Origin of the sequence: Kitasatospora sp. NPDC059327 (assembly GCF_042752535.1) — a bacterium.
Taxonomy (GTDB): Bacteria; Actinomycetota; Actinomycetes; order Streptomycetales; family Streptomycetaceae; genus Kitasatospora.
Genome location: NZ_JBHYYB010000023.1, coordinates 97,945 through 124,237, shown reverse-complemented (window position 1 = coordinate 124,237; position 26,293 = coordinate 97,945). Strand labels below are relative to the sequence as shown.

Sequence of the window (26,293 nt, the reverse complement as noted above, 5' to 3'; positions counted from 1 at the left end):
ACCCGATCAACCCCAAGCCCCGGACAAGCCGACTGTCCCGCCTCGCCTACCAACTCACCGCACAGCCCCGGCCGAAATGCACAACAGAGTCCAGCTGGCGGTCAAAGCTTGCGCAGGGGGTCGTGCTCCTGCAGGAGCACGTCGATCGGACGGTTCGCCTGACGCTTCAGCAGAGACCGGATCCTGACGGGATCGACCTGAACGTCCACGGCGAAATCCCTCACGAGTTCGAGGAGCCTCAGGCTTTGGGCGTCGTCAGACTCGATCTTCGCCACCAACTCCTCGGTGACACCCAAGCGGGCGGCTACGTCGGACAGGGTGCGGCCCTGCCATGTGCGGGCCTGCTGCAGCAGTTGGCCGACACTCGGCATCGGATGAGGGTCCGGTCGTTCACCAGCAGTGGTGCTGCGTTCGGATTCAGCAAGGACCCATCGTCCCCATGGTCTGCGGATGAGGACGAAACCATCCGGCGGGATGGTGTTCTTGTCGATCTTGGCATCCGCCAGGGCTTCGATCCGCAGACCTGCGGCCCCCTCCATGTTGGTACCGTGCAGAGTCGCACCGGTGAAGTTGGCTATGAGCAGGTCTGCGCGCTGAAGATCCGCGTTCGCCAGGTTGGTGCCCCGGAAGTTCACACGCCTGAGCTCGCAACCGGAGAGCCGGGCGTAACGCAGGTCGCGCCCCTGAAACGTCATGTAGGACAGGTCAGTCCCAGTCAGATCGACTGACGTCCGTGCCACATTGGGCCGTCCCAGCAGATCGACGATCAGCTGCACGGCGGTGCCTCCCCGACCGACCCGACCAAGCTTGACCTGGTGGACGCTACGGACGCGCCGAACGTACTCGCACAGCGACTCGACCGCCGTGTCCGCCATCCGCGGAAAGGTCCGAAGGAGCCACACGAGCTGCGAGACGATCGCGCTCTCGTGACCGGCGAGCAACCGCTCGTCACCGATAGTCGGAAGGTCGCGCAGCCTCGCGAGCATGGCCACCACGTCCTCGGCCCGTGGCCCCCGCGGGGCCGGCTCAAGCGCCACGCTGGGCATCGGCGCGGTCAGCTCCTGATACACCGACTGCAGCTGGGCCTCGGCAGTAAGCCGCTTCGCCTTCTCGTCCTGGGCGTCGCGCTGCACCTCTTCCAGGAGCACGGCCTGGATCGTGACCGCTGCCTCGTGCTGCTCGACCAGAACCTGTCGTTCCACCGCGGCCGCCTCCACGACGACCCGCATCTCGTTCTTCAGCGCCTCGTACTCGCGTCGAACATGGTCGCGGTCCTGTTGGGCACGAGCGAGATCGTCCTTCAGTCCACCGATCCTCGCGGTGAGGACGGCACGTAGGTCCTCGTTCGCGCGCAGCGCCTCGTTGTCCAGATCCGACTGCTCCCGAAGAAGCTTGTTCTGCCCGTCGAGTGCGTCACGTTCGACGCGGGCCTGCTCCAACTCATCCCGCAGATCATCGACCAGTTGCCGAAGACCCTCGTACCGGTCGCCGAGGTCTACGTGCTGCGTCTGGAGCTCGAGCAGCCGTGCCCGCACGGGCTGCGTGACCCGGATGGCCTCAACGTACAACCGCAGCGTGTCCACCCGCACGTCCTCGGTCAGCCGGGATCTGCGGGCCCACTCACCCCGGCCGCCGTCCTGCTCCTCCTCCAGCGCTTGAAAGAGCTCGTAGAGGAACTCCTCGGTCACTCGGCGAGGCCGCCCCCGCGCGCCGCTCTTCCCGCCACCTCTCATGTAGTAGGACAGCGTTCCGACGTCAGGCTTGAGGTCAGGCCTCACGTCGAGCGTCGTACCGAGCTTCCTCGCCCTCACTCGTCCGATCGCCTCGCTGAACTCCCGAAGACTGACCCAGCTACTCCCTTCGTACAGCTCCCGAAGACGTTCCATGAGAAGTCGATCCGGGCCCTCCACCTCGCCGTCGATCGGCTTGAGCTCGGCCTTCTTCCGCCTGCTCGGGAGGCCATCGGCCACGTCCACCCCAAGGTCACCATTGCGCACGTACGCAATGTTGACAGACCGTTAAGTGCTGGAAAACTCGCTTCGTTGCGCGTTCCGGCAAGGCCGGCCCCTGGGAGAGCCTGAGACCACGATCAGCAACCGTTGGTCATTGGACGGCCCGCCACGCTCCCGTCGAAAAGGCCGTGGCGGACCGGAGGCCCGAGAGGACCACATGGGTAAGAAGACCACAACGCGGCCGCGAGGTACACCGGTTCAGGCCCCGAAGACACGCGCGACAGGACCGGACCAGCCGAACGAGATCTTCACGGTCTCCAGCAGCTCCACGAAGCAGCCGGCCGGGTGGCGGCCGAACGGCTTCGTCGGTACGCTGCTCGTCCAGGTCACCGCAGGGATCATCCTCATGGCCATTGCCTACCTGGCCGCACACATCGCGTTGGTCTGGCGCTAATCCCTCCAGCCCGGTCCGGACCTCAGATGCCGCCGGACCGGGCACGGCAGTTCAGGCCAAAACGGCTCTGTGCTCAGTAGCCCCCTCAGCCGGTCGAGCGCCCGGGGCACGGGACCAGCCACCATTCACCACTCTTGGAAGCGGCATTGTCCCGCAACAAGCCGCCAAGGAGCAGGAGTTGCTCCCATCACCCTTTCGGATGCCCGCTCTACCGGGGCCCGGTGGGCCTCCAGACGCACCGGCCGGGCGAGGGAGGCATGCACGTCTGGTCGTTGGTCACCGCCGTCAAGTAAGGGCTCGCCGGTAGTACGCCTGAGCTTGACCCTGTCGGGGACCTTGTTTCCTTTCGCGTCAGCTGATAGCTCGCCACGAACGCAGGTGCCGGCTGCCGTGCCGGTCGAGGAGGCCCTGGAAGGCAGTCGATGGTAGTGGGGACTTGCGCTCTCCACAAGACCACTGGCTGGGGCCGGACGTCCAATGAATGACCGGCCCCTCATAGGTGACGACATCGGCGCCGGGCACAGACGGGCCGGTCTTGGGGTCGAAGACCTGCGGGCCGGGCTGGTTGATCCGCACCCCTTGGCCGGACAGGGGAGACCCGCTCGACGACGGAGATGATGCCGCCAGGCGCGGGCATGCCGGAGCTGCGGTCGGTGGGGGTGGGCGTGATTCGCGCGCAGGAACCGTGAACGACATCCCGCCCAAGCTCCGAATGTCGTCTCCTACTTCGGGCTGGCTCCGGGCATACGCGTGTCCACTGCGAGGACCACTTCGTCGTCCATCTCGACCATCGTGCCGACGTCAGGCGTAATCTTCACGATGACGAACTTCTGGGTCACCGACAGGTCGTCGTCAAGGACATCGTGCCCGTCGGGCGCCAGCGCCTTCGTGACGTTGAAGCAGTCCAACTCCCCGACCATCGCATAGCCAACGAAGTTGCCAACCGCCCGCGCCGGAATGGGCTGCGGCCATGCCTGCTTCGGGCAGAGCACCGATCGGGCATCGACGGACGGGCTGATGCTGGGCGTTGCACTGGCCGCGGCAGTGGGGGGCGGGGTGGTCGCGCAGGCGGTGAGGCTTCCGATGAGGGCAGCACCCAGGAGTATCGACGTGATTGAGCGGCGGCGCACAGGTCTCCCCCGAGCTACAGCGAGCAGTTTCCGCAGGTCAGGGTAGTCGAGCGGTCCACTGCTCCCGACAGGGGCCCGTAACCGGTCTCCGAGTACGAGATCGGGCTCCTGCGCGGCACGGCGCCACCACCAGCATCTGCACATGAGCAGCAATGCACCCGCTGCGATCTCCGGGCAGCTGGCCGACGTGCGGCCACGAAGGTCCAGCCGAGGCCAGAACCGGCTCCGGGTCCGGCCGTTCCTGCGCCCGCGCGCCACAGCGAGTACGCCAACGGCACGGCCCCGTCGTTCACCGCGACCGTGTCCACGAGCGGGAAGAGCAATCGTGGTGGGCAGAGCTCGGCTTGAACGCTGGCGGCATCGGACGCTCCCCGAGGGCGGTCGCACCCGGCTGGCGAGCCGACCACGTCGTCAGGTCGCGCGCCGCACCGGTCCTTCCTCTCGGCGGTCGACCTCACGCGTCACTCGCCGGTCTCGGCGCTCGGGAAGCAGAGTTCACGGCGCAGGAACTCGGCGTAGAGCGTGAGCGCTTCCACGTTGACGGGGTGGGAGCCGAGCGCCAGGGCCGTCCAGAGCGCCACGTCGTCTTCCCTGTTCACGCCGGCGGGCGTCTGGTACTGCCCCCAGCAATGCCAGACCGGGTGCCGGAGCATCGCCAGGACGCCGTCGGGACGGGGCACGCACGGCATCTCGGTGCCCGGCTGGTGCAGTCCGACGGCGCTGCCGAGGACGGCGAACAGTTGCAGCGACGCTGTGCCCACAACGGCCGCGGTTGCGTGAGCGAGGTCCTCGTCCGTTGCCGCTTCGACCACCGCGAGCAGGCCTGCGAAGTCCTGGTGGTCGGGCATCAGTTCGCTCCACAGGTCGCCGCCGTCTCGCAGGACCTCGACCTCGCGGGCAGCCAAGGTGTTCTTGAAGTCCTCGACCGCTTCGGCCGACATCCCGAAACCTGCCCCGGCGGCCTCGGCGAACTCATCCGCCCCCACCCCGCCGGTGCCGTCGGCCATCAACCTGGAGGTGATCGGCATCAGGAGCCGAAGCTTCGACCAGGGCGGCATCCTCGGGATGCCGGACACGTCGAAGCCCAGGTCGCCGGCCATGTCCAGAAGACCGTTGTGCATCTCGGGGGGCGAGCGGCGGGCGTCACGACCGACTGCGACCAGAGCTTCTTCCGCCCGCTCGTCGTGCTCCTCGCTCGTGAGGTCTGCCCCGGTGGCCGCGCCACCTTCCTCCGCCATCCGGCGCAGGTGCCCGCTGATCACCGCGCGCAGTTCGACCACCGAGGCGGTGCCAAACGCCTGACCGATCCCTCCACCGATCAATGTCTTGGCAGTGGCACACCCCTGTCTGACCCCTCGGGCCAGCATCTCGGCCTGCGTCACCGTTTCGGGAAGGAGCACCGCGCCCGACCCTCGGCCCTGGCCGAGGCCGCGCCGGGGGTTTCGGGGCAGCAGGCCGGCCGTCCGCCACCGCTCCAGCTGGTAGGCCGACACTGTCACGCCGCGAGCAGCAAGCGCGTTGATCAGTTCCGCGTCGGCGCCCGAGGGCGGTGTTCGAGGCATGCCGCATTACAACCCCGCGAAGCACCCGCTGGCAACGAATTCCCGGCATGAGGTCATCAGAGGGCACCAGTCGATCGAAGGAAGGACCAAGCCCTCGTGATCCACAACCTCTTGGGCGGCATCGAAGCTGTTCCCTACGTCGGGCTCCTCACTGCCGTCGCCGTCCATCTGCGGCAGCTCGCCCTGCTGACCGGCTTTCTCGTGGCGCTGCGAGGTGTGCGGGGCCGGGGCCGCAACGACATGTTCGAGGAGTTTGCTCGCCACCTCACAGGACGACCGGGGCGGCGGCCCTGAAGCAGCTCAGGGCAGTGGGGCACCATGACCAGGTCTTGGGGCCGTCTACTGCTGCACCTGGGCAGGCGCTCCGGTCAGACCGTGGCGGGGGCCTTCACCTCAATGCCGAGAGTCGCCAGCCGTTTGGCCAGGGCTTGCGGCCCAGTGAAGAGTTCGGCGGGTATGCCGGCGGCGCGGGCGCCCGCGATGAAGCCGAGCTGGTCGTCGAAGAAGTACACCTCGCCGGGGTGGAGTCCGAGGCGGTCGGCGGCGGCCTCGAAGGCGAGCGGGGACGGCTTGGTGACGCGCAGGTCGGCGGAGGCGAAGGCGTGGTCGACGGTGATGCCGTGGATTTCGAGGTCGGCGTGCAGGGCGTCCGTGAAGTTGCTGAGGACCGCGCAGGGCATGCCGGTGGCGCGGATCCGGCCGAGCAGGTCGATCATGGCCTCGTCGGGGCGGCCCCGGTCGGCGCGCCACGGGGCGACCGCGGCGGCAGCGGCCGTGGCGCCGAAGTCCTTGGCGAGGCGCCGTTCGACGCCGTCGGCCCATTCCTGGTCGGTCATGAGGCCGACCTTGGCTTCGGTGTAGGAGGGGTGGTCGTAGGCGTAGCGGGCGATGGTGCCGGGTTCGAGGCCTGCGGCCTTCTCTCCCTGGGCGGCGCCGGAGTTGTCGAAGTGCCGGAGCACTCCGTTGACGTCGAACAGCAGGGCTCGGACGAACATGCCGGTGGGTCCTTCCTGTTGGGCGCGCCAGGGGCGCCGCCGGGCGGGGATCGGGTCGTGAGGTGGGCGGGTGCGGCCGGGCGGGGCGAGGAAGTACGAGCCGCTGGGGTGCGGCTCGGCGGTCGCGGTCACAACGACGCCCCGGCGGCGACGGCCCGCTGGTAGGTCTCGGTGTAGCGGTCGGCGACGTGCTCCCAGCCGTGGACGAGGCGGGCGTGCATGGCGGCGTTCGCAGCGCGACGGGAGCGTTCGTGGCGGTCGGTGAGAGAGTGGACCAGGGCGGCGGCGAGGTCGGTGGCGTCGTCGGGGGCGACGAGCCAGCCGTTCGCGCGGTCTCCGGCCGGGGTGATGGTGCGGGCCGGGCCGCCGGTGGAAGTCGCGATCGGCGGGGTCCCGCACGCCATGGCCTCGATGTAGACCATGCCGAAGGGCTCGTCGACCGCGGGGGCGGCCATGACGTCGGCAGTGCGCAGTCCTTCGGGCAGGTCGTCGTGGCCGCGCCAGCCGGTGAAGAACACATCGTCGGCGATGCCGAGTCGGCGGGCCAGGATGGCGGGGTGGGTGCCCTCGCACTCCCCCGGGTAGCCGCCCCACATGAGGAGCACCGGGGGTGTGTCGAGTCGGGCCCGGGCTTTCGCGAAGCCTTCGAGCATGATCGGGACGCGCTTGAAGTCCAGGAACCGGCCGGTCCACAGGATGATCGGGCGGAGCCTGCCGGTGGCGGGGTCGGTGAGGCGGGTCAGGTCAGCTTCGGTGTAGCGGATGCTGCCCGGTTTCGCGCCGGCGTCCCAGCCCCGTGGGTCGTCGACGAGCCAGCGGCGCAGGTTGCGGCGGCGCTGGTCGTCGTCGCGCGACTGCGGGTGGAAGCGGTCGGTGTTCACGCCGTTGGTGATCACCTGGATGTCGCGTCCGGTGAGGGCGGGGAGCAGTTGGCGGGCGAGGTCGCGGTCGTGCTCGGACACGGTGACGATCTCACCTGCGATGGCGGCGGCGCTTCGCAGGGCGATGAGCCAGGATGCGGCGTTCACCCACTGCGCCCAGTCGGTGGCGCCGAGGAGGTGGTGCTCGGCGTCGGTGAGGCCCCAGCGAAGGGCGAGGTGGTCGACGGCCGAGGCCCGGTCGGGTCGGTGCATCGGCAGCTCGGCTGCGAGGTCGCCGGGCTTGGTGCCGACGGACATGGCGAGGGCGAGGCGGTCGCGCATGCCGGCGATCAGTTTCAGCTCGGTGCCGTGCAGGGTGGTGACCTTCGGTGCGCGAGGCCAGGCGCGGGCGGCGGCCGGTTGCAGGTGGGAGAGGTGGTGCAGGTGGACGACGTCGACGGCGCCGATGGTGCGGTTGCGGGCGAGGTGGTGGTGCCAGGAGTCGGCGAGGTCTGCGGCGCCTTGGTCGGAGACGGCGGAGAACATCGGGTCGGGGCAGCCGACGCCGGGCTGCGTGCGGTCCTCGTAGGAGGGGTGGAAGGGGCGGTCGCCGTGCTCCTGAGCGTTCTCGCCGTCCTTCCACCGCTGGTGGGCCCGGTCGTAGGAGTAGGGGCGCAGGTCGAGGCCGTCGTAGAACGTGCGAGCGTGGCCGGGCGTGCCGGATTCGCCGAGGGAGCCGGCGAGCAGGCGGGTGGTGTGCCCGCGCTGGTTCAGCTCCAGGTTGAGGTAGCGGATCACCTGCGCACTGCCGCCGCGCGGGAAGAAGATGCACGCCGTATCGATGGTCAGCACGGCGTCTCCTCGGCGGCCCGGGTGGGGATGATCAGGGGGAGGCCACCGGCGGCCTTGCCGGACCACATGCGGTCGTCGGCGGCGCGCGGCGCGCGGACGGTGACACCGAGGGCTTGGGCGAGGTGGTGCTGGTCGCGCATCTCGGCGGGCCCGCCGAGCACGAGCGTCCCGGTCGCCGGCTCCCACACGTAGGTGGCCGCGCCGAGCCCGATGCACAGCAGCTCGGCCCGGATCCGCTCCTCGGACACGGGGGTGCGCACGGCCAGAGTGACGGTGCAGCGTCCGCGCTGGCCAACGGGGCAGCGGTTGACCTCGGTGCAGATCCGGGAGCCGTAGACGTTGGCGCGGTCGGCTCGGCCCAGGACGTAGGCGAGGGCGCAGCTGTTGGTCTCGTAGATCGGGTGGCGGGCGCATGCCTCGGGGATGTTGTCGAGGAAGGCCCGCGCGGTGTCCGGCCAGATGGATTCGGCGGCGTGGAGGTCGAGGTCGGGGTCGGCGAGGACAGGCCAGAGGGCGGCGGCCTGCTCGCGGGCGCTGGGCTTGACCTTGAGGCCGACAGTCACCGAGCACTCCGCCCACTTGGCGGCCCAGCCGAGGATCCGTTCCATGATCTCGGGGGTGGAGTTGTCGGGGAGTGCGGGCCGCCAGTAGTGGACGACCGGGATCGAGGCGGCGTGCAGGCGCGGGAAGTTGTCGCGCAGCCGTTCGTGCTGGATGCCCTTCTCGATGTCGCGGCCGAGGCCCGAGTAGGAGAGGTACACCACGACGGGCAGGCCGGCGGCGCGGGCGGCAACGATCTCGGCGACGACGTCGTCGGGGATGTGGAATTTCGTGATGATGCACACCGGGTTGCGCACGCTGGCGGCGACGAGGGCGCGCAGCAGGCCGACGAGATGTTCGCGGTTCAGGGGTGTGGCGAGCGCGTCGGTGCAGGTGTAGAGGGCGTAGGGCTTGCGCGGGTGGTAGTGCGGGTGGGCGAGCAGCAGGCGGACGGTCTCCTCGGGGCCGGCGAGGACAACGGGCCGCACGCCGGTCTGACCGAGGTCCTTGAGGTAGCAGTAGCTGCAGCGGGCAACGCAGCCTGCCACCGGGTTGGCCACGCCCCAGGTGTCGTGGGTGTCGATGACCGGCTCGTACACGCGGTCGGTGGGCAGCGTCGCCAGGATGGTCGTCATCCGGGTTCGGTCCTCCTATCGGTGGCTCGGCCCGCGTGGGGCCGCGGTTGTGATGGCGGCCCCACGCGGCCTGGGTGGCTAGTTGGTGCCGTCGTTGGCGTGGTCCTGGGCGAGTCGGCGCATCGCGGGCCCGTACTCGGGGTGGGCGAGGGCGGCGGCGAACTGGGCGGTCAGGTAGGCGAGGTGGCCGCCGGTGTCGTACCAGCGACCCTGGATGACCTGCCCGTAGACGGCGCGGTGGGCGGCGTAGGCGTTGATGGCGTCGGTCAGGTAGATCTCGCCGACGGGGTTCTCCTCGTGGCGGCGGGTCTGCTCGCGCAGTTCGTCCACGACGCCGGGGGTGAGGACGTAGCCGCCGATCGCGGCGTAGTGGGAGGGGGCGTCCTCGGGCTTGGGCTTCTCGACCAGGCCGGTGATGCGCAGCGACCCGCCGCCCAGGTCCTCCTTGACCACGGGGACGCCGTACCGCTCGGAGTCGCCCGGGTCCATCGGCATCAGGGCGAGGACGGGCGCGTTGGTCTGCTCGAACGCGGCGATGAGCTGGCGGGCACGCGGCACGTCGGCCACGAACACGTCGTCGGGCCAGAGCACCATGAACGCCTCGTCGCCGAAGTTGCGGGCCGCGTTGAGCACGGGCGTGCCGTTGCCGTAGGGGCCGTGCTGGTAGAGGTAGGTGATGTGGCCGCGGCGGGACAGCTCGCCGACCTCCTCGACCGCGTCGGCGTACGCGTCCTTGCCGTCGGCGCGCAACTGGGCGACGAGCGCCGGGTTGGGGCGGAAGTGCTCCTGGATCTGCGACTTGTCGCCGCTCACGACGATGGTGATGTCGGTGATGCCGCTGTCGATCAGCTCACGGACGGTGTGCTCGATGACGGGGCGGTCGCCGACGGGCAGCATCTCCTTCGGGGTGGCCTTGGTGAGGGGCAGGAGGCGGGAGCCGAGGCCGGCGGCGGGGATGACGGCGCGGCGGATGGTGGTGGGCATGTGCTCTCTTTCTGTACTGCTGTACGCGTGCTACGCGGTGCCGTAGGGCACGGCGAAGGGACCGTACCAGCGGTCACTGATTGATCACTCGGCGTAGTTGGCGGGGTGGTTGGTCCACTTCGTGCCGACGTACTTGTCCGGCAGCAGCTCGGTCAGCGGGAACAGCACGCCCTGTCCGTCACGGGGGACGACGACCTGGATATCCGGGGCGTGGTCGAGGACCAGTTCCCGGCAGCCGCCGCACGGGGCGACGATGCGGGCCGGGCCGCCCTCCGACGGTTTCGGGTAGCGCACGGCGGCCATGGCCACCAGCGGGTAATCGCAGTACAGCGCCGCCTGTGCGAGGGCCGAGCGTTCCGCGCACAGCGAGTAGCAGCCGACCATGGCCTCCAGGTGCAGGCCGACGAAGACCCTGCCATCGGCGGCCAGCACTGCGGCGGCGATCTGGCGGCGGCCTTCGACATAGCGGTGGCGGATGGCGTCGTAGGCGGTGGCCGCCAGACGCGCGGCCGTCTCGTCGGGGCACGTCCCGGCGGGGTTCGGGGCGAAGGCGGCCGCCGCGGGCGGGTGGCCGTTCATGCGGCGGTCCCGAGGTGGTGGGGGTCCAGGTGGATCTGCGAGGCCTGCGGTCCGCGGCTGCCCTGGTACTTGCCGTCGTACAGCATCGGCTCGCCCTGGGTGCGGCGGAAGTCGACCTGGGCGAGGGAGATACCGGCGTAGACGGTGACCGGCTGCACCACGCGCAGCTGGTGGGTGAGCTGGCCGTGCGAGCCCTGGTCGATCAGGTCGGCGGTGACGTGGCTGAACACACCGAGGCGGGCGGACCCGGAGCGGGAGTGCATGATCGGCACGTAGTGGTCGGAGCCGATCACCTCGACGGATGCCCCGAGGTAGATCCGGCCGGGGTCGAGGACGATCCCCTCCTCGGGGATGTCCAGCATGACGAAGTCGTTCTGGCGGCGGGTGTCCAGCACCGCGCCGGTGTAGACGAGGATCGTCGGGCCGAGGGTGAGGTTGTAGGAGTTCGGGTTGACCTGCGCCGGGTCGAACGGCTCGATGGTGAGCCTGCCGGCGTCGCGTTCCCGGACGATCTCCGGGCCGGTGAGGATCATGGGGTGGTGTCTCCAATCGGGAGTCAGCGGGAGGCTGCCAGCAATTCGGGCCGGTCCGGGGCGGTCGCCTCGCTGATCCGGCCGAAGTGCCCGTCGTAGAGGCGCACCGGGCCGCAGGTGGCGGTGAAGCTGATCTGGCCCGTCCTGTCGCCGGCGTGGACGAGGGTGGGGTGGACGACTTCGATCTCCAGCGTCCAGCGGTGCACCGCGCCGAGGTTGCCCATGTCGGCGCTGAACTGGAGGAACATGCCGATCCGGCCGAGGCTGGAGCGGCCGATCAGCGACGGCACGTAGTGCGTACTGCCGACCGATTCGAGAGTGGTGCCGAGGTAGATCCGGCCGGGCAGGAGCAGGGCCCCGGTCGGCGGGATGGTGAACTCGTCCAGCGGCCGGGCCGTGGCGCGGGTGTCCAGCTCGTGACTGCGGTGCACCCGAAGCGTCTCGCCGAGCCGGTAGTTGTAGGAGTTCGGGTTGACCTGGGACGGGTCGAACGGCTCGATGGTGATCCGCCCGGCCTCGCGCTCCCGGACGATCTCCGGGCCGGTGAGGATCACCGCAACACCTCGCGCACGAGGTGGCGGGCGCGCTCGCGCAGGGCCTCCAGGGAAGCGGTGTTCTCCACCCGGTGGTCGAAGTCGGCGATGTCGCCCTCGGTCGGGTGATCGTCGCTGCCCTGGGCGAGGTCGCCGCGCCCGGCCTTCCGGGTCAGACGCATGTCGTCGGGCGCCCACACCTGGACGAACACCGCCCCGAGGGCCCGCAGGGCGGCGGTGTCGGCGGGACGCATGTCGTCGCACAGGATCACCAGGTCGGGCCGGTCATGGACTCGCTCGGCGACGGTCCGCGCGAACCGGTCGGTGAGCGCGGCGGGGTTGATGCGCCGCAGGTGCATCCCGAGCGCGTTCAGCAGCGTGCCGTCCTGCTGGCCGGGCTGCGGAGGCGCCGCGCCGGCAGCCCGGTAGACCTCCTCCTGCAGCTCGTACAGGGGCGCGCCGAGCTTGACGATGCCGACGGGGCGACCGAGTTCGGTGATCGCGTCGGCGATCATGCCGGTGAGCGTCGACTTCCCGGCGCCGGGCCTGCCGTGCGCGGCGACCAGCGTCATCGGATACCTCCTGGTGAGTCCGTGATGGTTCGGCCCGATGGCCGCACTTCTGCTCGGTGTGACCGCGGGCCGGTCTGCCGCCGCTGCGGGGGCTGATGCGGCAGACCGGCCCGGGACCCGCGCCGCTCCCGCCCGGGCGCGGTCCCTTCGCGCCGCCACCGTCCCCTCACATGGCCGCGGGGTGGCGGCGAGGCCGCATCGGGCGTCGCCCAGTCCGGTGGCGGTGGCTCCCGACGCCGCCGCAGGCCGGGAGCCACCCATCGGCGCGCGAGCCTCCGGGTGGCGGGTACCGGCGGCGAGCCGACTCATGCCCCCGACCTGCCGCGCGGGGACGGCGGCCGAAGAGACCGTGGCAGCAGTAGTGGTCGTCACGTCCTCGGCTTTCGGGTCTCGGCGGGCTGGGGCCGACCACATGTCCGGCGGGCGGGTTCGCGTCCCCGCAGCCGCCGCCCTTCGGCCATGCGTGCCAGCCGAAGGGCCACCGCCAGGTCCGCGTGGGCGGTCAGCGCCCCGCTACCGTCCGGGTCGACCAGCCACTCCCGGCCGTCGACCTGGCCAACGCCCGGTGCCGGCATCGCCACCATGGGTCGATCGCCACGGTCCGTCAGCAGCTCGCTGTCGCGCATCGCCCAGAGGGCATCGGGACGCACCGGCACCAGCCAGTAGCTCGTCCGGGCACCGTGGTCGACGAGGACCGGGCCGGTAACGCGCTCGGAGGTGCGCAGTTCCTCGACCATGGCACGGGTCCGACTCACATCGTCGACCTGGATGGCGTCGAAGCGGCAACTCACCGGGACCAGCGCGGCCCTGCCGCGCGTCCACGCGCCGTAGATGAAGCGGGGATCGCTGCTGGCCCCGGCCAGCCAGCGCCGGCCGAGCACGTACGGCGGCGGTCGTAACCGAGTGGCGGTCACGTCGGCACCCTTCTGTTCTTGGGGTTCGTAGGGCCCGGCTGCCCCGGCCGGGCAAGGTGCGTTGGCGCGGGCGGCGGGCCGGCGCCGTTGTTCGGCGCCGGTGTGCCGCCCCTGCCGTTCGGGGCGGTTCGACATCTGCCGGGTCAGGCCGCCAGGTGGTCCTTGCTGCTACGCGGGACGTCGCGAACCCTGGCCAGGCGCCTGCGACCCGTAGCACGAATGCGTGCGGGTGTCGGCGCTGCCCTGCCCGATCGAACCGAGGCAACCTCCGGCCGGACTTCCACTTGCGCGGTGGCCTGGCCTTCGACGGAAAGCGGCTGCACGTTGAGCTCGAACCAAACCGAAAAGCCAACGGGCTTGCCGGCGCCGTCGGTGCGCTGACCCCAGCCGACGTCGTCGGCGTAGCCCCCCAGAACCGCGAGGCCACGACCGCTGGTCGCATCCAGCTCCTCGACTTTCCCGTTCATCTCCGGGACGGTCAGGCCGCCGTCGGTGACGGTGACCCGCAGCCTCCCGCGCGGCTTGTCCAGGTCGCCTTCGACCAGCAGTTCGGCCTTGTCTCCGAGGCCCACGTGCTCGACGCCGTTGGCCAGTAGCTCCGAGATGCACAACCTGAGTGCATAGGCCCTGTCGTCATCCAGGGTGAAGCCGTCGAGGTTGGTGATGCTGCGGACCAGCAGCTCCCGGAAGACGGGAACTGCTGCGAGGGTGACCGTGGCAGTGAATTTGGCAACGCGGATCATGGCAGGTCCTCCGGGGATGTGCGTGTCGGCAAGGCTTCCCGGGCCGTCGATGGGCGGCACCGCGTCCGTCGCCTGTCCACAGAGATTCGCGGGACGGCGCGTTCGCGGCAAACAGAACTTGTTACTGGTGCTCCGCCGAGCTCACGGGTCGGTGGCTTCTAGGACCACAAGGCAGTAACTAGTTGTGGTTTTCCACTCCCAGTCAGTAACTGGTGATTAGGATCCCGTCAGTGACCGGGGAGGTGGGCAGTGGTACACAAGCCGTCCTGCGCAGCGCGGATCAGAACTCGCGCCCAGGAGAACGGTTGGACGGTCGAGGCCGCAGTGGCGGAGATCGTCAGCTGCTGCGACGTGAGTTGGCTTCGCGCGCATCGTCTTGGCCGGGGGTGGACGCTGCGCCAAGCGGTGGATGAGCTGGTCCAGCTCTGCGAGAGGTTGGGGTTGGTTCGGCCCAACGTGGACCCGGACCAGTTGGGAGCTTGGGAGACGGGCCGAACACCACGAGGCGGAACGCTCGATCTGCTCTGCCGCCTGTACGAAGCTGATGCCCAGGGACTCGGCCTGGCAGGGGACTACCGAACGGCATCCTGCCCCGGAGCCGACGCAGCCGGACCGGCTACAGGGCCTGGCAACCTGTTGGTGCCGCGCCCGGTCCCCTGGAGTGCGCCCAGCGACGCCTTCCACGACCTGGTCGACTCCTACCGTCGTAAGGTCGAGGCAACGCTCGCCAGCACAACGGCCAGCGTTACCCAGTTGGAGGTCCTGGACGAGCAGATCATGGACCTGCGTCGGACATACGTTGCTTCGCCTCCGAGTCAGATGCTGGCCCGGCTCGTACAGCTTCTCGAGGAAGTCCGGTTGCTTGCTGCTAACCGGCAGCCGGCCGTGGTGCAGAGCCGTCTGTCCGAGATGATCGCAGTACTGGCGACCCTGGTCGCGGACGCGTTGATGAAGTTGGGGCGATTGGACCAGGCCCGGCTGTGGTACGGAACGGCACGCTCGGCGGCCGACGACAGCGGAAGCGGGGAGCTTCGGGCCCACGTGCGGGTTCAGGCCGCGATGCTGCCGTACTACTACGGCCCGCTGGAGCGCGCTGTGAGCCTGACGCGCGAAGCCCGTCTGCTCAACCGCGGCCGGGCAACTGCCGCCGGGGCGTTCGCCGCTGCAGCCGAAGCCCGCGCGCGAGCCCGGCAGGGCGACGTCGAGGGCGCCCGAACCGCGATCGCGCAGGCCCACGATCTGTTCGACCGATGCCCTCCCTCGGCCCCTGACGATGCCTGGGCGTTCCCGCGGCGCCGACTGCTCCTCTACCTGTCCGGCGCGCACACCGCACTCGGTGAGGTGCAGGACGCCCGTCAGGCCCAGGACGAGGCCCTGTCGCTGTACCCGGACCACAGCGGCATTGACCCGGCCCTGCTGGCGCTTGAACACGCCATGTGTCTGGCCCAGGAGCACGACGCGACCGAGGCGTGCGAGCTGGCCCGTCACACAGTCCTGGCGGTCCCTGAAGCGCATCGGACCGAGATTCTGGGTGTCCGGGCCCAGGAGGTGATCAACATACTGCCCGCCCGGGTACGTGCCACACGCGCGGTCCGCGAACTCGGCGAAGTTCTCGCCCTCCCGACCGGCAAGAGGTGACAGGAACGGCTCCCGCCCGTCAGCCTTATGGGCATGACTGTTCCGGTTGTCATCGGCGGATTCGCCGAGTCCGAGGTGCACGCCGTCCTCGAAGAGGCCTGCCGGCGTATCGGGGTGGACCCTGCAGGTGCCGAGATGCTGCGCGGCCACACCAACGCGGTGTTCCTGCTTCGGTCCGCCGGAGCGGTGGCCAAGATCGCCCGTGCGGGAACTCCCGTGGGGGACGTCGCGCGCACCGTGCGGCTGGTTCGGTGGCTCAGCCGGCGCGACTTCCCGACCGTCGAACTGCTGCCGGTGGAGCAGCCCGTCGTCGTCGGCGAGCACGCCGTCACCTTCTGGCAGTACCTCCCCCAGCCCGACCACCCTGTGCCGGCCGCGCATCTCGCTGGCCCTCTTCGTACCCTGCATCAACTCCCACCTCCTCCCTTCGCGGTCCGGCCGCTCGACACGGCCGGGGCGATCCGTCGGTCGATCGCGTCGATCACGGCTCTGCCACCTGCTGACACGGCATTTCTGCGGCAGCGGTTGTCCGACCTCGAACCGGCGCTGGCCGACGTTCGTTTCGTCCTGCGACCCGGTCTTCTGCAGGGCGATCCCCAGCACCGGAACGCTCTCCATCAGGGCGAAGCGGCGGTGCTGTGCGATTGGGACACGGCCTGTTTCGGCCCTCCTGAACTGGATCTCGTCACGGTGGAGATCCACTGCCGCCGGTTCGACTACGGCCGCAGCCACTACCAGGGATTCGCCGACCTGTACGGCTTCGACGTGACCACCTGGAGCGGCTATGCCGTCCTGCGCGACCTGCGCGAGTTGCGGATGATCACCACGAACGCCAAGCGCGCCAGGGCGGGCAGCCCGACTCTCGAGGAGGTCCGGCGCCGGGTCGACGGGCTACGGCTCGGTCAGGTCGACACCGGGTGGAACATTCTCTGAGCTGCTACCCGAACGCTCGGGGTCCCGTAAGGCCCGTACCGAAGTCGGGCGCCGAGCGGCGCCGGGCCGGCTGCCGGCCGCGCACCACCATCAGCCGTATCCCGGCTGCTTGAAGGCGTTGTCGCCGCCGGTCCGCGCGTCCCCTGGACCCGAGGTGTGCGTCCGTCGGCAGGACCACGGCGTACAGCCCCGTCCCGGTGATGGACGTGACGATCGCTTCGGGATCGCTACCGTCGTCGGTGATCACCGTGGAGAGCTCCAACTCCCGCTCTCGGCAGAAGCTCTGAAGGACCTCGGCCAGTGCCTCCCGCCGACGGTGGGAGTTGGCTACGGACGAGTTGAGGAGTCCGACGACCAGGGGAAATGGTACGAGCAGTTGTTCGGTCAGCATCGGCGCCGCTCTCCTCTGCATCCGGGCTTCAGTTCCTCCAGCGTGCCGGGCACAGTCGGCGCAGGGAATGAACGGTTGTGGCAGTTGCGTGGCAGTTACGCCGCACCGGCCGGTCGGTGAGTGCTTCGATGGTCGCCGACTCGGGAGGTGATGCACGTGACCGTGAGCGAGTGGAGCGGGGTCGAGGCCAGGGCCCTGCGGCTGGCCAGTCGGCGCAGCGTCCGGGACTTCGCCGCAGACTTAGGTGTCGCGGTGCGGACGGTGTCGAACTGGGAGCGCTTGGGGGCGGGCACGACGCCCCGGCCGGACACCCAGGCAATTCTGGACACGGCTCTGGGCCGCCTCCATCCGACCGCCGTGCTGCGCTTCGAGGCGGTCCTGTCCGGGACAGAACGCCCGGTGGCCGCCCGGGCCGGGGGCGGGCCCCGGTTGTGGGAGTACGAGACGTGGGCCGAGGACATCGAGCGGGCTGTGCTCGCCGCGTCCGGGCAGAACTTCGCGTTCGCGGAGAGCCTGCTGGATCGGTGGCGAACGCGCTGGCCGGTCGACGAGTTGGACGACCGGGGACTGCACCTGTTCGCGCGGACGACGACGCTCGCGGGCGATCTGCTGCGGGACCGCGGGGTGCTGCTCGGCCCGCTCTCGGCGTCGCGGTCGTACGCGGCGGCCCGGTCGGTGTTCGACCAGTTGGGAGTTCCCCGTCGGGTGGCACAGCTGGACCTGTCGCTGGCGGTGGTCCGGGAGATGTCCGGTGACCTTGCGGGTGCGGCCGAGGCGTACGGGCGGTTGGCCGGCGATGTCCGGCTGAGTCTGCGCGATCGGCATCGGGCCGGGCTGTGGGTCGGCACCTCGCTGGACAAGCAGGGGCTGCACGAGGCGGCCGTGCCGCTGATGCGTGCGGCGATTGTGGGGTTCGACGCCTTGGACGAGCCGGAGGACTGGGGCACCGCGCACCAGAAGCTGGCTCTGGTCCACCGCGGCGCGGGCGATCTCGGCGAGGCGGCCCGGATGATCGAGGTCGCGCAGTCGGCCGGCACCGGGTCCTCGCCCATGCAGCGGGTGCGGCTGGGCACCGCGCGCGGCCACATCCTGCTGTCCGACCCGGCGAGCGTCGGCGAGGGGCTGGCCCTGCTGAACGAGGCCGCGTCCCAGGCGGCCACGTACGGTATGAGCCACCAGCTGCGCGCCGTCGAACGCATCCGAGGCAGTCTCGAACGCGGAGGTGCGGCAGTCCGGTTCGGGTAACCAGGAGAAGCACGTGACGAGCACTTCCCGGCGCGGGATCACCGACCAGCAGTGGGCGGACACCGCGCTGCTGTGGGACTACCAGCAGATGGGCCACGACCTTCGGCCGTGCGACGTGGCGATCGGACTGGGATCCCACGACCTCGGGGTGGCCGCCGAGACGGCCGGGCTGTACCTGCGGGGCCTGGTGAAGCGGGTCGTCTTCACCGGCGGTCCGAACCCGAGCCGGCCGGAGGCGTTCCCGCGCGGTGAGGCTGTTCACTTCGCCGAGCACGCCGCGGCCCTCGGTGTTCCGGAGTCCGCGATCCTGCGGGAGCCGAACGCCCGCAACACCGGGCAGAACATCGAGTTCAGCCGTACGGTCCTGGCCGAGGCCGGTGTCCGGGTGTCCTCGGTGCTGCTCGTCTCGATGCCCTACATGGAGCGGCGGGCTTACGCCACCTGCCGCCAGGTGTGGCCGGAGGTGGACGCGATGTGCACCTCGACCCCGATGGACCTGCATGACTACGTGAAATCCATCGGCGACGACCGGCTCGTGATCGACAGTCTGGTGGGTGACCTCCAGCGGGTCATCGAGTACCCGAAGCTCGGCTTCGCCGTCGCCCAGGACGTATCCGGGAGTGTCCACGATGCCTATCGGCGGCTCATCGACGCTGGGTTCACCAGCCGCCTCCTCTGATCGCCCGACCACCACGGACACGGGGCCGGTGTGCGCGATCCACCAACCGAACCTGCTTCCGCGACTGTCCGTGATGGCGAAGATCCTCGCGGCCGACGTGTGGGTGGTGCTGGACGACGTCCAGCACGCCCGCCGCGACTACCAGCACCGCGCCCGCCTCGGCGCCCTGAACGGCGACGCCACCAGGTGGCTCTCCCTTCCCACGAGCCTGCCGAACGGCCGGGCCACCCTGATCCGGGACGCCCGCCTCACCGATCCGGCGCGCAGCCGCCGCCAGGTGGAAGGCATCCTCCGGGAGCAGTACCGGGCCTCACCGTTCTGGCATGCGTTCGCGGAGCGGCTGCGCCTGTTGCTCGACCAGTTCGACACGACCGACCGCACCGCCCAGATCACCGAGGCATCCACGGTGCTGCTCCTCGACGAACTCGGCTGGTCGGGCCGGGTGGTGCGCAGCAGTGACCTGGCGGCCCGCGTGGGGCGTACCCAGCGACTGGTGGACCTGTGCCTGGCGGTTGGCGCGGGCACCTACCTGTGCGGCACGGGTGGCAGCAAGTACATCGAAACTGGCCGGTTCGCCGACGCCGGGATCGGGGTGCGCCTGTTCACCGTTCCGGACACCGGAGTATGGACAGGTGCCCGGGCGCTCAGCGCCGTACACGGCCTCCTGGTCCATGGCCCGGAGGCTGTTGCCGGGGCCGCCCTGGGCACGCCGCCCGGTTCGGGTCGGTAGCGGTAGAGCGAGCCGCGCGGACCGGACCAGGACGCCAGCCGTACTGGACCTGGAACCCCATATAAACTATTCACAATCCAAGGCTCTTTGGCGAAATCGGCCCATGCAAGCTGCGCGCTAGCACTGTTATTCAAAGTTACATGACGGACTTTCGGGCCTTCTGCCTTTGAATCTTCGATTGTAGGAGGCCGTGTCCAGTCCCGCACCGGGGGTGATCGGCCGACTGGATCTTCGAACGTTGCGAGGCACCCACTTCGGGTGCCACGACCTCCTCGATGCACTGCCAGACTGATCCCGGGAGCGGCGCCGCCCATCACTCAGATTCGCGAGGGAAGGGTGCTCTGTGGATGACGTTGAACGGCGGCCGGGTGTGCCGCCAGCGGGAGGTTGGACACCTTCCGAGGTGATCGAGCTGAGCCGCTCGGCGCTGGCAGCTGGTGTGATGGTTGTGATCCTTGTGCGGCACCCCGAACTCGACGCGGCCGCAATGACGCTGCTTGGCACCGGGTTCGCCGCGATTGCGGTTCCGGTGCGCAGGAGCGGCCGGCGTTAGGAAGTGGCTGCGGCCCGTCACCCGGAAGGATATGACGGGCCGCTGACCGGCCCCGAGTCCCCCAGCCAGCATCCCGCTACGTCGCCCCCCACGGTGGTGATCGCTTCCGGCCTCAGTCCGAAGCCCCACCTACAACGGTGGTGGGAGATCAGCCGGTCGGCGGCGCCTTCAATGGTGCGCAGGCTGCGGGTGGCCTTGTCTGGGCCGGGGTGACTGGTCCACCCGCAGTCCAATCCGTCGAAAAGCTCCACCAGCTGGACGAAGTGTTCGCAGGCGACGGTGAGAGTGCCGGTGTTGTAGACGACAGCGATTCGGGCCAGGGCGGCGGCTTCGGCCCAGGCCCGGACGGGCACACGGGCACCGCCGCGGTAGACGACCCGGTCGAGGGGGTGCGTGGCGGCGAGCTGGTCGGCCAGGGCTTCGGCGGCCCGGGGCAGCCGTGCTGTCCGCGTCGTGCCCAACGCACTCCTGGCCGACGCCTCGGTGGCCCTGCCGCCGCCGTCCCGCCGCGAGCAGCTGCGCCGCAGCGGTCCGGTGCGCGTCCTCGTGCGGCTCGGACCGGAGAAGGGCGGGCTCGACCTGCTGGAGACCACCGCCGGTTGGGACCGGCCGGTTGAGGTAGCCCTCGCCGAAGCCGGGTTCGAGGCCGGCGAGGGCTCGCAGTCCGAACTCCTCGCCCGCTGCCGCCAGGCGGCGGCCCGCACCCCGGGTGTCCACCTGCGCGGGGCACTGGCCTGGGACGAGGTGCTGCCCTGGCTCGCCGGAGCAGCCGTCGTGATCGTTCCCAGCCTCAAGGAGACCTTCGGCCTGGTGGCACTGGAGGCGATGAGCGTCGGCACCCCGGTCATCGCCTACCGTGTGGGCAACCTGCCGGCCCTGATCGACCCGACCGGCCACGGCGACCACCTGCTCGTCGACCACGGCAAGGGACCGACCGCCCTTCACAAGGCGGCACAAACCCTGCTGGAAGATGACATACTGTACGCCGCGACTACACAGACCGTGTATCGGCGAGCGGCCGCGTTCGAGCCCCGCCGAATCGCTGACTTCTTCCTGGAAGCGGTGTCGTGATGCCCGAAACCACAGCTACCCCTGCCCCGTTGCTGCTCGTTGACGGGTTCGACCTTCTGTGGGCCGGCGCCTTCGGCTTCCCTGCGCCGATCTTCTCCCGCGACAAGTCCCGCGAGTTGACCGGGCCCGTCCTTGAAGTAGTCGCTCATCGAACCGGATGCAGGAGAGGCGCCGAGGTCGACCGGCACGGGACCCGGGCCGACGGAACCCGCCTGCCACGCAGCGAAGCCGAGCGCATCAACGCTGTCCTGCTCACGTGCGGGACCTACGATGCGGCGGGTGAGTTCGCCCACCGCCACCGCCTCCTCCACCCGCACGCCCCCGTCCCCACCCGCTGAGCGTACGAACGGATGCGCCCCGCAGAGCGTGAGAAACGGGTGCCGGTCCGCTGCTGCTGACCGGTGCGACGCCAGGAGGGCAACCGGACCGCCGCGGACCTCCCGGCCGACAAGACACGGCACGACAAGGAGCCGCCGAGCACCGCCGGATCCACGGTGATCTCGCTGTAGCGCGCGCTCCTCGGGGCTCCGCGCGCCGCTTCTTCCACAACGACGCAGGTTTTCGAATCAGCAACATGACCGTGGTGCAGTCCGAAACACGGCGAAGTCGGCTCGGTCAAGCGGTGGCCGACCAGGCCAATCCGTCACTGACGACCAGTCAGAAAAGTCAGCAAAGAAGTCGGCACCAGTACGAGCAGACCTTGCGAAACGCGCGTAGACCTGAGAATCGACGCGCCCCGTGTCTTGCCTCCCGAGGAGGCAGGCACGGGAAGCGGAACTTGTCCCGCCACTGCCCTTCCGATGCGCTTCGGATGCCGGAACAGTCTGGTCGACAGCGATCGGAACAGATGCTTCATCCGAAGCATCTTCTCAGGTCAGCGCACCCGTCCGCGGGCCTTCAGAGGGATGTCGGGGACGGCGGGGGCGTGGAGGCGGGCACCGTCGTAGCCGTGCACCTCGCCGAAGCGAATCCCCTTTTCCCAGTCGTTCCGTGCTTGTACGATCTCCTCGCCGGAGCGGCCGATGAAGTTCCACCACATGACCAGCTTCTCCTCGAACGGCTCGCCGCCGAGGAGGAGGACGGAGGCGTCGGTGCGGGCGAGGAGGGGGAGTTCGCGGCGGTCGCTGCCGAGGTAGAGCATCGAGCCGGGTTCGACGCGGACGCCGTCGACGTCGACGCTGCCGGACATGGAGAGCACCGCGTACTCGAAGCCGGGCTCCAGGGGGAGCTTGAGGTCGGCGCCCTCGGTCAGGGCGAGGTCGGCGCCGACCAGGGGGGTGTGGGCGGTGCCGGGGGAGGTCGCGGTGTCGAGGCTGCCGAGGATGACGGTGCCGCGCAGGCCGGGGGCGGTGACGACGGGCAGGTCGGCGTGGTGCTCGAAGGTGGGGGCGGTGTGCCGGTGGGCGTCCGGGAGGGCGACCCAGAGCTGGGCGCCCTCCAGGTAGCGGGCGTGCTCGCGGGGGGACTCCTCGGAGTGCGAGATCGCCCGGCCGGAGGTCATCAGGCCCAACTCGTAGGGGCGGACGGTCTGCAGGCTGCCGAGGCTGTCGCGGTGCAGCACCTCGCCCTGGTGGAGCCAGCTGACCGTCTGCAGGCCCATGTGCGGGTGCGGCGGGACCTGCATCCCGGGCTCGTCGGCGATGTCGTCCGGGCCGTAGTGGTCGACGAAGCACCAGGCGCCGACCATCCGGCGGCCGAGGTTGGGCAGCAGGCGGCGCACGACGGTGCTCTCGCCGAGCGGGACCTGGCGTCCGGTCAGCAGTTCGCGGACCGGGCCGCCGCCGGACTCGCCGCCGCAGGGCGTCGGGGCGGGCTTCTGATCGAGGTTGCTCATGTCGCTGCTCCACCACCGTGCGGGTCGGGACCGGCCGGACCGTGCGGTCCGGGGCCGGCGTCGTCGGCATTGATCATCCATCAACCGGGCGCGTTCCTCCACCACCCGCGGGCCGACCGGCCCGGCCCGAAGGCCCCCGACCCGTCAGCCCGCGCCGCGACCGGCCAGGGCGCGGCCGAGGAAGGAGACGGCGTCCGGCAGGACCTTGCGCCAGTACGCCGCGTCGTGCGCCCCGGGGGTGAAGCGGGCCTGGACGGTGTCGCCGACCAGCTTGCGGGCCGCGTCGCAGAACGGGTCCTCGGTGCCGCACCAGACGCCGATCGGGCGGCCGTGCGGCTGGTCCTGGTGGAGCAGCGGCTCGTGCTCGCGCCAGTCGGCCTCGTCCTTGAAGACGCCGACCGCCTTGGCGTCCCCCCAGCTACGGAACAGCGCCGGGCTGAGCACCGCGACCGGGCCGAAACCGGCGCCCCGGTTGCGGGCGTAGCGGAGCGAGCCGAAGCCGCCCATCGATATGCCCATGACCGCCTCGGGCGCGCGCAGCCCCTGCTTGGCGAGCCAGCCGGGCAGCTCGTCCAGCAGCATCTTCTGCGGGTCGTCGCCGGACGGCGTGCGCCGCCAGTAGGTGGCGTCGCCGCCGTCGACGGCGACCACCGCGAAGGGGGGCACGCCGGCCGCGATGGCGGCGACCAGGATCTGCGGCAGCCCGAGGTCGGTCCACGCCTGGGCGGTGGCGCCGCGCCCGTGCAGGGCGACGCAGACCGGCAGGTCGGCCGGGCGGGCGATGCCCTGCGGGACGATCGTGATCATCTTCACCGCAGCGCCGTTCCGGGCGGCCGAGCGCTGCTCCTCGTTGCGCAGCGAGGGGACGACGGCCGCGGTGGACGCGGTGGGGGTGGGGGTGGGCGTGCCGGCACCGGTGGGTGTGCCCGTCCCGCCGGAACCGCCCGGGGTGTCCGGGTCCGAGGAGCCGCCGGAGAGGGCGACCGCCGTGCCGGTACCGACCAGGGCCAGACCGCCGAGGCCGAGACCGGCCCGGAGCAGCCGGCGCCGCCCGAGCGTCCCGGGGCCGAACGCCCCCGACCGGAGGGACCCGAGGAGCGCCGCCCCCGGCCGCGCCCCGTCCCCGCCCGGCCCGATCGCGGGCGGCGCGGCGGGCGGCGCGGCGGGCGGCACAGCGGGCGGCGCACCCACGGGCGACCCGGGCGGCAGCGGCGGTGCGACCGGTGGGGGCGGTGCGGCGGGCAGCGGCGGTGCGGCCACCGCCCGCCCCCCGGCACCGACCCCGGCACCCGCTCCGGTGTGCCCACTCCCCTGGTGGTCCAGGTCCACGGTTCTCCCCTCCGACAGTCAGCCAGCACTGTACGTCGGGCCGGCCCGGCGGGCCGCACCGTGATCGTCACAGCTGATCAACAACTCGTCACCGCTGGTCGGGGGCGGTGTCCCCGGTGATTCAGTGCTTGCAGCCCCACCAGGAGTCCGCCGTCGCCGCGTCCGCCAGCTCGCGCAGCTTGGCGACGGCCCCGGCCGGGTCCTCCGCGCCGTACACCGCGGAACCGGCCACGAACACGTCCGCGCCCGCCTCGGCGCAGCGCTCGATGGTGCTCGCGGAGACCCCGCCGTCCACCTGCAGCCACAGCTCCAGACCGTGCTTGTCGATCAGCTGCCGGGTGCGGCGGATCTTCGGCAGCATGATGTCGAGGAACGCCTGGCCACCGAAGCCCGGCTCGACCGTCATGATCAGCAGCATGTCCAGCTCGGGCAGCAGGTCCTCGTAGGGCTCGATCGGCGTGGCCGGCCGGAGCGCCATCGACGCGCGGGCGCCCTTGGCCCGGATCTCCCTGGCCAGCCGGACGGGCGCCGCGGCGGCCTCGACGTGGAAGGTGACGGACCCGGCACCGGCCTCGACGTACTGCGGGGCCCAGCGGTCCGGCTCCTCGATCATCAGGTGGCAGTCGAGCGGCGTGCTGGTGGCACGGGCGAGGGCCTCGACCACCGGGACGCCCAGGGTGAGGTTGGGCACGAAGTGGTTGTCCATCACGTCGACGTGCAGCCAGTCCGAACCCCTGACGGCCTCGGCCTCGTCGGCGAGCCTGGCGAAGTCCGCGGACAGGATGCTGGGGTTGATCTGCGCCATTTCCGATGCTTCCTACGAGGGTTCCGGCACCTGGAGCGGGCACCTCGCCCCATCATCTCGCGGGGAGTCGGCCGGAACTGAACCGCGCGACCTCCCCGTGACCCGCATCACACCCGCTCAGGGGTTACCGTGACCGCCGCCGTGGTCATCAGCCCTGTGCAACCCGGCGTTTCGCGCCTCTGGCCACCCTCGTTCCCGCCCCGTTTCCACCACACACCCTCCGCACTGTCCGCACCGGGGTTCCCCGGACAGCGCCCGCGCCGCACCGTCCCACGCGCCCCGCCGGCTTGCGCCCGCACGCTCCACGCCCCCTTCGAGGAAGGTTCTCCGTTGGCCGATCTGGTCCACCCCGCCCGGGCCCTGTGGTGGCTCTTCGAGCCGGTGCACGCCGTCACCTACTTCTCCCCCGAGGGCCGCACGGCGTTCGAGGACGCCGGGCTGCGCGGCGGCTGGCGCGGCTACTTCGCCGGCCGGTCGGCGCCGCTGGGCGCGGTCGACGCCCCGCCGGTGATCGCCGCGTTCTTCAACTTCGCGCCCGCGCCGGTGGAGCGCGCCCTGCCGCACGTCTGGAAGCTGCTGGACCCGGACGCCGCCCTGGCGGCCCGGGTCGCGGGGGCCTCGGCGGCGCTCGCGCGGCTGCTGGAGCACGTCGAGCCGGAGCAGGTCGAGCTGGTGGCCGACCTGCTGGAGCGGGCCGTCGACCGGCTGGACTGCGCGGGTCGGGTCCTGGCCGCCGCCAACGCCGCCGTCCCCCGTCCGGCCGGTCTGTACGGGCGGCTCTGGCAGGCCGCCACCGTGATGCGTGAGCACCGCGGCGACGGCCATGTCGCCGCGCTGGTCTCCGCCGGGCTGGACGGGTGCGAGGCGCTGGTGGTGCGCTGCGCGCTGGACGTCCGCCGCGAGGTGCTGCAACCGATGCGCGGCTGGACCGACGAGGAGTGGGAGGACGCCACCGCCCGTCTGGTGGAACGCGGTTGGCTGACCGAGCGCGGCGCCATCACCGAGTGCGGCCGGATCCGCCACCAGTCCCTGGAGGCCGCCACCGACCTGGCCGCCGCCCGGGTCTGGGAGAGCCACCCGCGCACCGAACTCGACCGGTTGGCCGCCGCCCTCACCCCGATCTCCGCGCTCTGCCGCACCGCGCTCCCCCCGATCAACCCGATCGGCCTGCCGGCCACGACGGCCTGACGCCCGTTCGCCGGAGCGCTCACCGCCCCGACCAGCCCGACGCCCGGCCCCCGCACCTC

28 protein-coding genes and 1 pseudogene are annotated in these 26,293 nt (G+C 70.7%); 10 read left to right on the top strand and 19 right to left on the bottom strand.

The window, feature by feature from the left end; all coding sequences use genetic code 11:
* Positions 1 to 101 precede the first annotated feature (101 nt).
* The 4 genes from ACFXHB_RS16920 to ACFXHB_RS16905 all read right to left on the bottom strand — a co-directional run bounded on the left by ACFXHB_RS16920 (position 102) and on the right by ACFXHB_RS16905 (position 5,098).
* Positions 102 to 1,997: a pentapeptide repeat-containing protein gene (locus ACFXHB_RS16920; protein ID WP_380575021.1), complete on the bottom strand. Its 1,896-nt coding sequence runs from the start codon at positions 1,995 to 1,997 to the stop codon at positions 102 to 104.
* A 213-nt stretch (positions 1,998 to 2,210) separates the two neighbouring features.
* Complete coding sequence (locus tag ACFXHB_RS16915; protein WP_380575019.1) at positions 2,211 to 2,360, bottom strand: hypothetical protein; 150 nt, start codon at positions 2,358 to 2,360, stop codon at positions 2,211 to 2,213.
* Positions 2,361 to 3,128: 768 nt separating this feature from the next.
* Positions 3,129 to 3,536: a hypothetical protein gene (locus ACFXHB_RS16910; RefSeq protein WP_380575018.1), complete on the bottom strand. Its 408-nt coding sequence runs from the start codon at positions 3,534 to 3,536 to the stop codon at positions 3,129 to 3,131.
* A gap of 461 nt (positions 3,537 to 3,997) precedes the next feature.
* Entirely contained in the window at positions 3,998 to 5,098 is a 1,101-nt protein-coding gene (locus ACFXHB_RS16905) for a hypothetical protein (protein WP_380575016.1), read from the bottom strand.
* Positions 5,099 to 5,194: 96 nt separating this feature from the next.
* On the opposite strand from ACFXHB_RS16905, the gene ACFXHB_RS16900 reads away from it, so the two are divergent.
* Positions 5,195 to 5,392, top strand: a complete 198-nt coding sequence (locus ACFXHB_RS16900; protein WP_380575015.1) for a hypothetical protein — start codon at positions 5,195 to 5,197, stop codon at positions 5,390 to 5,392.
* 74 nt (positions 5,393 to 5,466) lie between these two features.
* Here the strand turns inward: ACFXHB_RS16900 and ACFXHB_RS16895 are convergent, their stop codons facing one another.
* The 10 genes from ACFXHB_RS16895 to ACFXHB_RS16850 all read right to left on the bottom strand — a co-directional run bounded on the left by ACFXHB_RS16895 (position 5,467) and on the right by ACFXHB_RS16850 (position 13,838).
* Positions 5,467 to 6,093, bottom strand: a complete 627-nt coding sequence (locus ACFXHB_RS16895) for an HAD-IA family hydrolase (protein ID WP_380575013.1) — start codon at positions 6,091 to 6,093, stop codon at positions 5,467 to 5,469.
* A 128-nt stretch (positions 6,094 to 6,221) separates the two neighbouring features.
* Positions 6,222 to 7,805 (bottom strand): glycosyltransferase family 4 protein, encoded by a 1,584-nt coding sequence (locus ACFXHB_RS16890; protein WP_380575012.1) that lies wholly within the window; start codon positions 7,803 to 7,805, stop codon positions 6,222 to 6,224.
* Positions 7,799 to 8,980 (bottom strand): hypothetical protein, encoded by a 1,182-nt coding sequence (locus ACFXHB_RS16885; protein WP_380575011.1) that lies wholly within the window; start codon positions 8,978 to 8,980, stop codon positions 7,799 to 7,801. The genes ACFXHB_RS16890 and ACFXHB_RS16885 overlap by 7 nt, the downstream gene beginning before the upstream one ends.
* A 78-nt stretch (positions 8,981 to 9,058) precedes the next feature.
* On the bottom strand, positions 9,059 to 9,964 hold the full coding sequence (locus tag ACFXHB_RS16880) for a UTP--glucose-1-phosphate uridylyltransferase (protein ID WP_380575009.1): 906 nt from the start codon (positions 9,962 to 9,964) through the stop codon (positions 9,059 to 9,061).
* 84 nt (positions 9,965 to 10,048) lie between these two features.
* The gene (locus ACFXHB_RS16875) at positions 10,049 to 10,543 is read right to left on the bottom strand and encodes a hypothetical protein (RefSeq protein ID WP_380575008.1); all 495 of its coding nucleotides are present in this window, start codon (positions 10,541 to 10,543) and stop codon (positions 10,049 to 10,051) included.
* Positions 10,540 to 11,076, bottom strand: coding sequence for a dCTP deaminase (locus ACFXHB_RS16870; protein ID WP_380575007.1), 537 nt, complete (start codon positions 11,074 to 11,076; stop codon positions 10,540 to 10,542). The genes ACFXHB_RS16875 and ACFXHB_RS16870 overlap by 4 nt, the downstream gene beginning before the upstream one ends.
* A gap of 23 nt (positions 11,077 to 11,099) precedes the next feature.
* Entirely contained in the window at positions 11,100 to 11,630 is a 531-nt protein-coding gene (locus tag ACFXHB_RS16865) for a deoxycytidine deaminase (protein WP_380575006.1), read from the bottom strand.
* Positions 11,627 to 12,181, bottom strand: a complete 555-nt coding sequence (locus ACFXHB_RS16860) for a hypothetical protein (protein WP_380575005.1) — start codon at positions 12,179 to 12,181, stop codon at positions 11,627 to 11,629. The genes ACFXHB_RS16865 and ACFXHB_RS16860 overlap by 4 nt, the downstream gene beginning before the upstream one ends.
* A 368-nt stretch (positions 12,182 to 12,549) precedes the next feature.
* Positions 12,550 to 13,095 carry a hypothetical protein gene (locus ACFXHB_RS16855; protein ID WP_380575004.1) on the bottom strand — a complete coding sequence of 182 codons (546 nt, stop codon included), beginning with the start codon at positions 13,093 to 13,095 and terminating at the stop codon, positions 12,550 to 12,552.
* Positions 13,096 to 13,238: 143 nt separating this feature from the next.
* Entirely contained in the window at positions 13,239 to 13,838 is a 600-nt protein-coding gene (locus tag ACFXHB_RS16850) for an ATP-binding protein (RefSeq protein ID WP_380575003.1), read from the bottom strand.
* Positions 13,839 to 14,162: 324 nt separating this feature from the next.
* On the opposite strand from ACFXHB_RS16850, the gene ACFXHB_RS16845 reads away from it, so the two are divergent.
* Both ACFXHB_RS16845 and ACFXHB_RS16840 read left to right on the top strand, forming a co-directional pair.
* Complete coding sequence (locus tag ACFXHB_RS16845; protein ID WP_380575002.1) at positions 14,163 to 15,476, top strand: tol-pal system YbgF family protein; 1,314 nt, start codon at positions 14,163 to 14,165, stop codon at positions 15,474 to 15,476.
* A gap of 27 nt (positions 15,477 to 15,503) precedes the next feature.
* Entirely contained in the window at positions 15,504 to 16,409 is a 906-nt protein-coding gene (locus ACFXHB_RS16840) for a phosphotransferase family protein (RefSeq protein ID WP_380575001.1), read from the top strand.
* Between the two features lie 4 nt (positions 16,410 to 16,413).
* Here ACFXHB_RS16840 and ACFXHB_RS16835 read toward each other — a convergent pair whose 3' ends face one another.
* Complete coding sequence (locus ACFXHB_RS16835; RefSeq protein ID WP_380575000.1) at positions 16,414 to 16,800, bottom strand: hypothetical protein; 387 nt, start codon at positions 16,798 to 16,800, stop codon at positions 16,414 to 16,416.
* A 150-nt stretch (positions 16,801 to 16,950) separates the two neighbouring features.
* On the opposite strand from ACFXHB_RS16835, the gene ACFXHB_RS16830 reads away from it, so the two are divergent.
* The 4 genes from ACFXHB_RS16830 to ACFXHB_RS16815 all read left to right on the top strand — a co-directional run bounded on the left by ACFXHB_RS16830 (position 16,951) and on the right by ACFXHB_RS16815 (position 20,007).
* On the top strand, positions 16,951 to 18,045 hold the full coding sequence (locus ACFXHB_RS16830; protein ID WP_380574999.1) for a hypothetical protein: 1,095 nt from the start codon (positions 16,951 to 16,953) through the stop codon (positions 18,043 to 18,045).
* Positions 18,046 to 18,058: 13 nt separating this feature from the next.
* Entirely contained in the window at positions 18,059 to 18,724 is a 666-nt protein-coding gene (locus ACFXHB_RS16825) for a YdcF family protein (protein WP_380574998.1), read from the top strand.
* A gap of 28 nt (positions 18,725 to 18,752) precedes the next feature.
* Positions 18,753 to 19,454: a WbqC family protein gene (locus ACFXHB_RS16820; protein WP_380574997.1), complete on the top strand. Its 702-nt coding sequence runs from the start codon at positions 18,753 to 18,755 to the stop codon at positions 19,452 to 19,454.
* Between the two features lie 403 nt (positions 19,455 to 19,857).
* Positions 19,858 to 20,007, top strand: a complete 150-nt coding sequence (locus ACFXHB_RS16815; RefSeq protein WP_376083077.1) for a hypothetical protein — start codon at positions 19,858 to 19,860, stop codon at positions 20,005 to 20,007.
* Positions 20,008 to 20,024: 17 nt separating this feature from the next.
* Here ACFXHB_RS16815 and ACFXHB_RS16810 read toward each other — a convergent pair whose 3' ends face one another.
* Positions 20,025 to 20,468 carry a hypothetical protein gene (locus tag ACFXHB_RS16810; RefSeq protein WP_380574996.1) on the bottom strand — a complete coding sequence of 148 codons (444 nt, stop codon included), beginning with the start codon at positions 20,466 to 20,468 and terminating at the stop codon, positions 20,025 to 20,027.
* On the opposite strand from ACFXHB_RS16810, the gene ACFXHB_RS16805 reads away from it, so the two are divergent.
* Both ACFXHB_RS16805 and ACFXHB_RS16800 read left to right on the top strand, forming a co-directional pair.
* Positions 20,461 to 21,078, top strand: a complete 618-nt coding sequence (locus ACFXHB_RS16805) for a glycosyltransferase family 4 protein (protein WP_380574995.1) — start codon at positions 20,461 to 20,463, stop codon at positions 21,076 to 21,078. The genes ACFXHB_RS16810 and ACFXHB_RS16805 overlap by 8 nt on opposite strands.
* A gap of 182 nt (positions 21,079 to 21,260) precedes the next feature.
* Positions 21,261 to 21,374, top strand: a pseudogene (locus ACFXHB_RS16800) (glutaminase); the annotation flags it as partial.
* A 578-nt stretch (positions 21,375 to 21,952) separates the two neighbouring features.
* On the opposite strand, the gene ACFXHB_RS16795 reads toward ACFXHB_RS16800, so the two are convergent.
* The 3 genes from ACFXHB_RS16795 to rpe form a co-directional block, all read right to left on the bottom strand.
* Positions 21,953 to 22,912: a pirin family protein gene (locus ACFXHB_RS16795; protein ID WP_380574994.1), complete on the bottom strand. Its 960-nt coding sequence runs from the start codon at positions 22,910 to 22,912 to the stop codon at positions 21,953 to 21,955.
* Positions 22,913 to 23,056: 144 nt separating this feature from the next.
* Positions 23,057 to 24,241, bottom strand: a complete 1,185-nt coding sequence (locus tag ACFXHB_RS16790) for an alpha/beta hydrolase (RefSeq protein WP_380574992.1) — start codon at positions 24,239 to 24,241, stop codon at positions 23,057 to 23,059.
* A gap of 121 nt (positions 24,242 to 24,362) precedes the next feature.
* On the bottom strand, positions 24,363 to 25,046 hold the full coding sequence (gene rpe / locus ACFXHB_RS16785) for a ribulose-phosphate 3-epimerase (RefSeq protein WP_380574991.1): 684 nt from the start codon (positions 25,044 to 25,046) through the stop codon (positions 24,363 to 24,365).
* A gap of 330 nt (positions 25,047 to 25,376) precedes the next feature.
* On the opposite strand from rpe, the gene ACFXHB_RS16780 reads away from it, so the two are divergent.
* A complete protein-coding gene (locus ACFXHB_RS16780; protein WP_380574990.1) occupies positions 25,377 to 26,234 on the top strand; it encodes a hypothetical protein in 858 nt (285 codons plus the stop codon).
* Positions 26,235 to 26,293 lie beyond the last annotated feature (59 nt).

What these genes read in the sequence shown, in the direction of transcription:
- ACFXHB_RS16880 (WP_380575009.1), bottom strand. Translation starts at nt 9,964, where the DNA reads ATGCCCACCACCATCCGCCGCGCCGTCATCCCCGCCGCCGGCCTCGGC.
- ACFXHB_RS16830 (WP_380574999.1), top strand. Translation starts at nt 16,951, where the DNA reads ATGCACGTGACCGTGAGCGAGTGGAGCGGGGTCGAGGCCAGGGCCCTG.
- ACFXHB_RS16905 (WP_380575016.1), bottom strand. Translation starts at nt 5,098, where the DNA reads ATGCCTCGAACACCGCCCTCGGGCGCCGACGCGGAACTGATCAACGCG.
- ACFXHB_RS16885 (WP_380575011.1), bottom strand. Translation starts at nt 8,980, where the DNA reads ATGACGACCATCCTGGCGACGCTGCCCACCGACCGCGTGTACGAGCCG.
- ACFXHB_RS16850 (WP_380575003.1), bottom strand. Translation starts at nt 13,838, where the DNA reads ATGATCCGCGTTGCCAAATTCACTGCCACGGTCACCCTCGCAGCAGTT.
- ACFXHB_RS16835 (WP_380575000.1), bottom strand. Translation starts at nt 16,800, where the DNA reads ATGCTGACCGAACAACTGCTCGTACCATTTCCCCTGGTCGTCGGACTC.
- ACFXHB_RS16795 (WP_380574994.1), bottom strand. Translation starts at nt 22,912, where the DNA reads ATGAGCAACCTCGATCAGAAGCCCGCCCCGACGCCCTGCGGCGGCGAG.
- ACFXHB_RS16895 (WP_380575013.1), bottom strand. Translation starts at nt 6,093, where the DNA reads ATGTTCGTCCGAGCCCTGCTGTTCGACGTCAACGGAGTGCTCCGGCAC.
- ACFXHB_RS16860 (WP_380575005.1), bottom strand. Translation starts at nt 12,181, where the DNA reads ATGACGCTGGTCGCCGCGCACGGCAGGCCCGGCGCCGGGAAGTCGACG.
- rpe (WP_380574991.1), bottom strand. Translation starts at nt 25,046, where the DNA reads ATGGCGCAGATCAACCCCAGCATCCTGTCCGCGGACTTCGCCAGGCTC.
- ACFXHB_RS16870 (WP_380575007.1), bottom strand. Translation starts at nt 11,076, where the DNA reads ATGATCCTCACCGGCCCGGAGATCGTCCGGGAACGCGACGCCGGCAGG.
- ACFXHB_RS16840 (WP_380575001.1), top strand. Translation starts at nt 15,504, where the DNA reads ATGGGCATGACTGTTCCGGTTGTCATCGGCGGATTCGCCGAGTCCGAG.
- ACFXHB_RS16875 (WP_380575008.1), bottom strand. Translation starts at nt 10,543, where the DNA reads ATGAACGGCCACCCGCCCGCGGCGGCCGCCTTCGCCCCGAACCCCGCC.
- ACFXHB_RS16915 (WP_380575019.1), bottom strand. Translation starts at nt 2,360, where the DNA reads ATGAGGATGATCCCTGCGGTGACCTGGACGAGCAGCGTACCGACGAAG.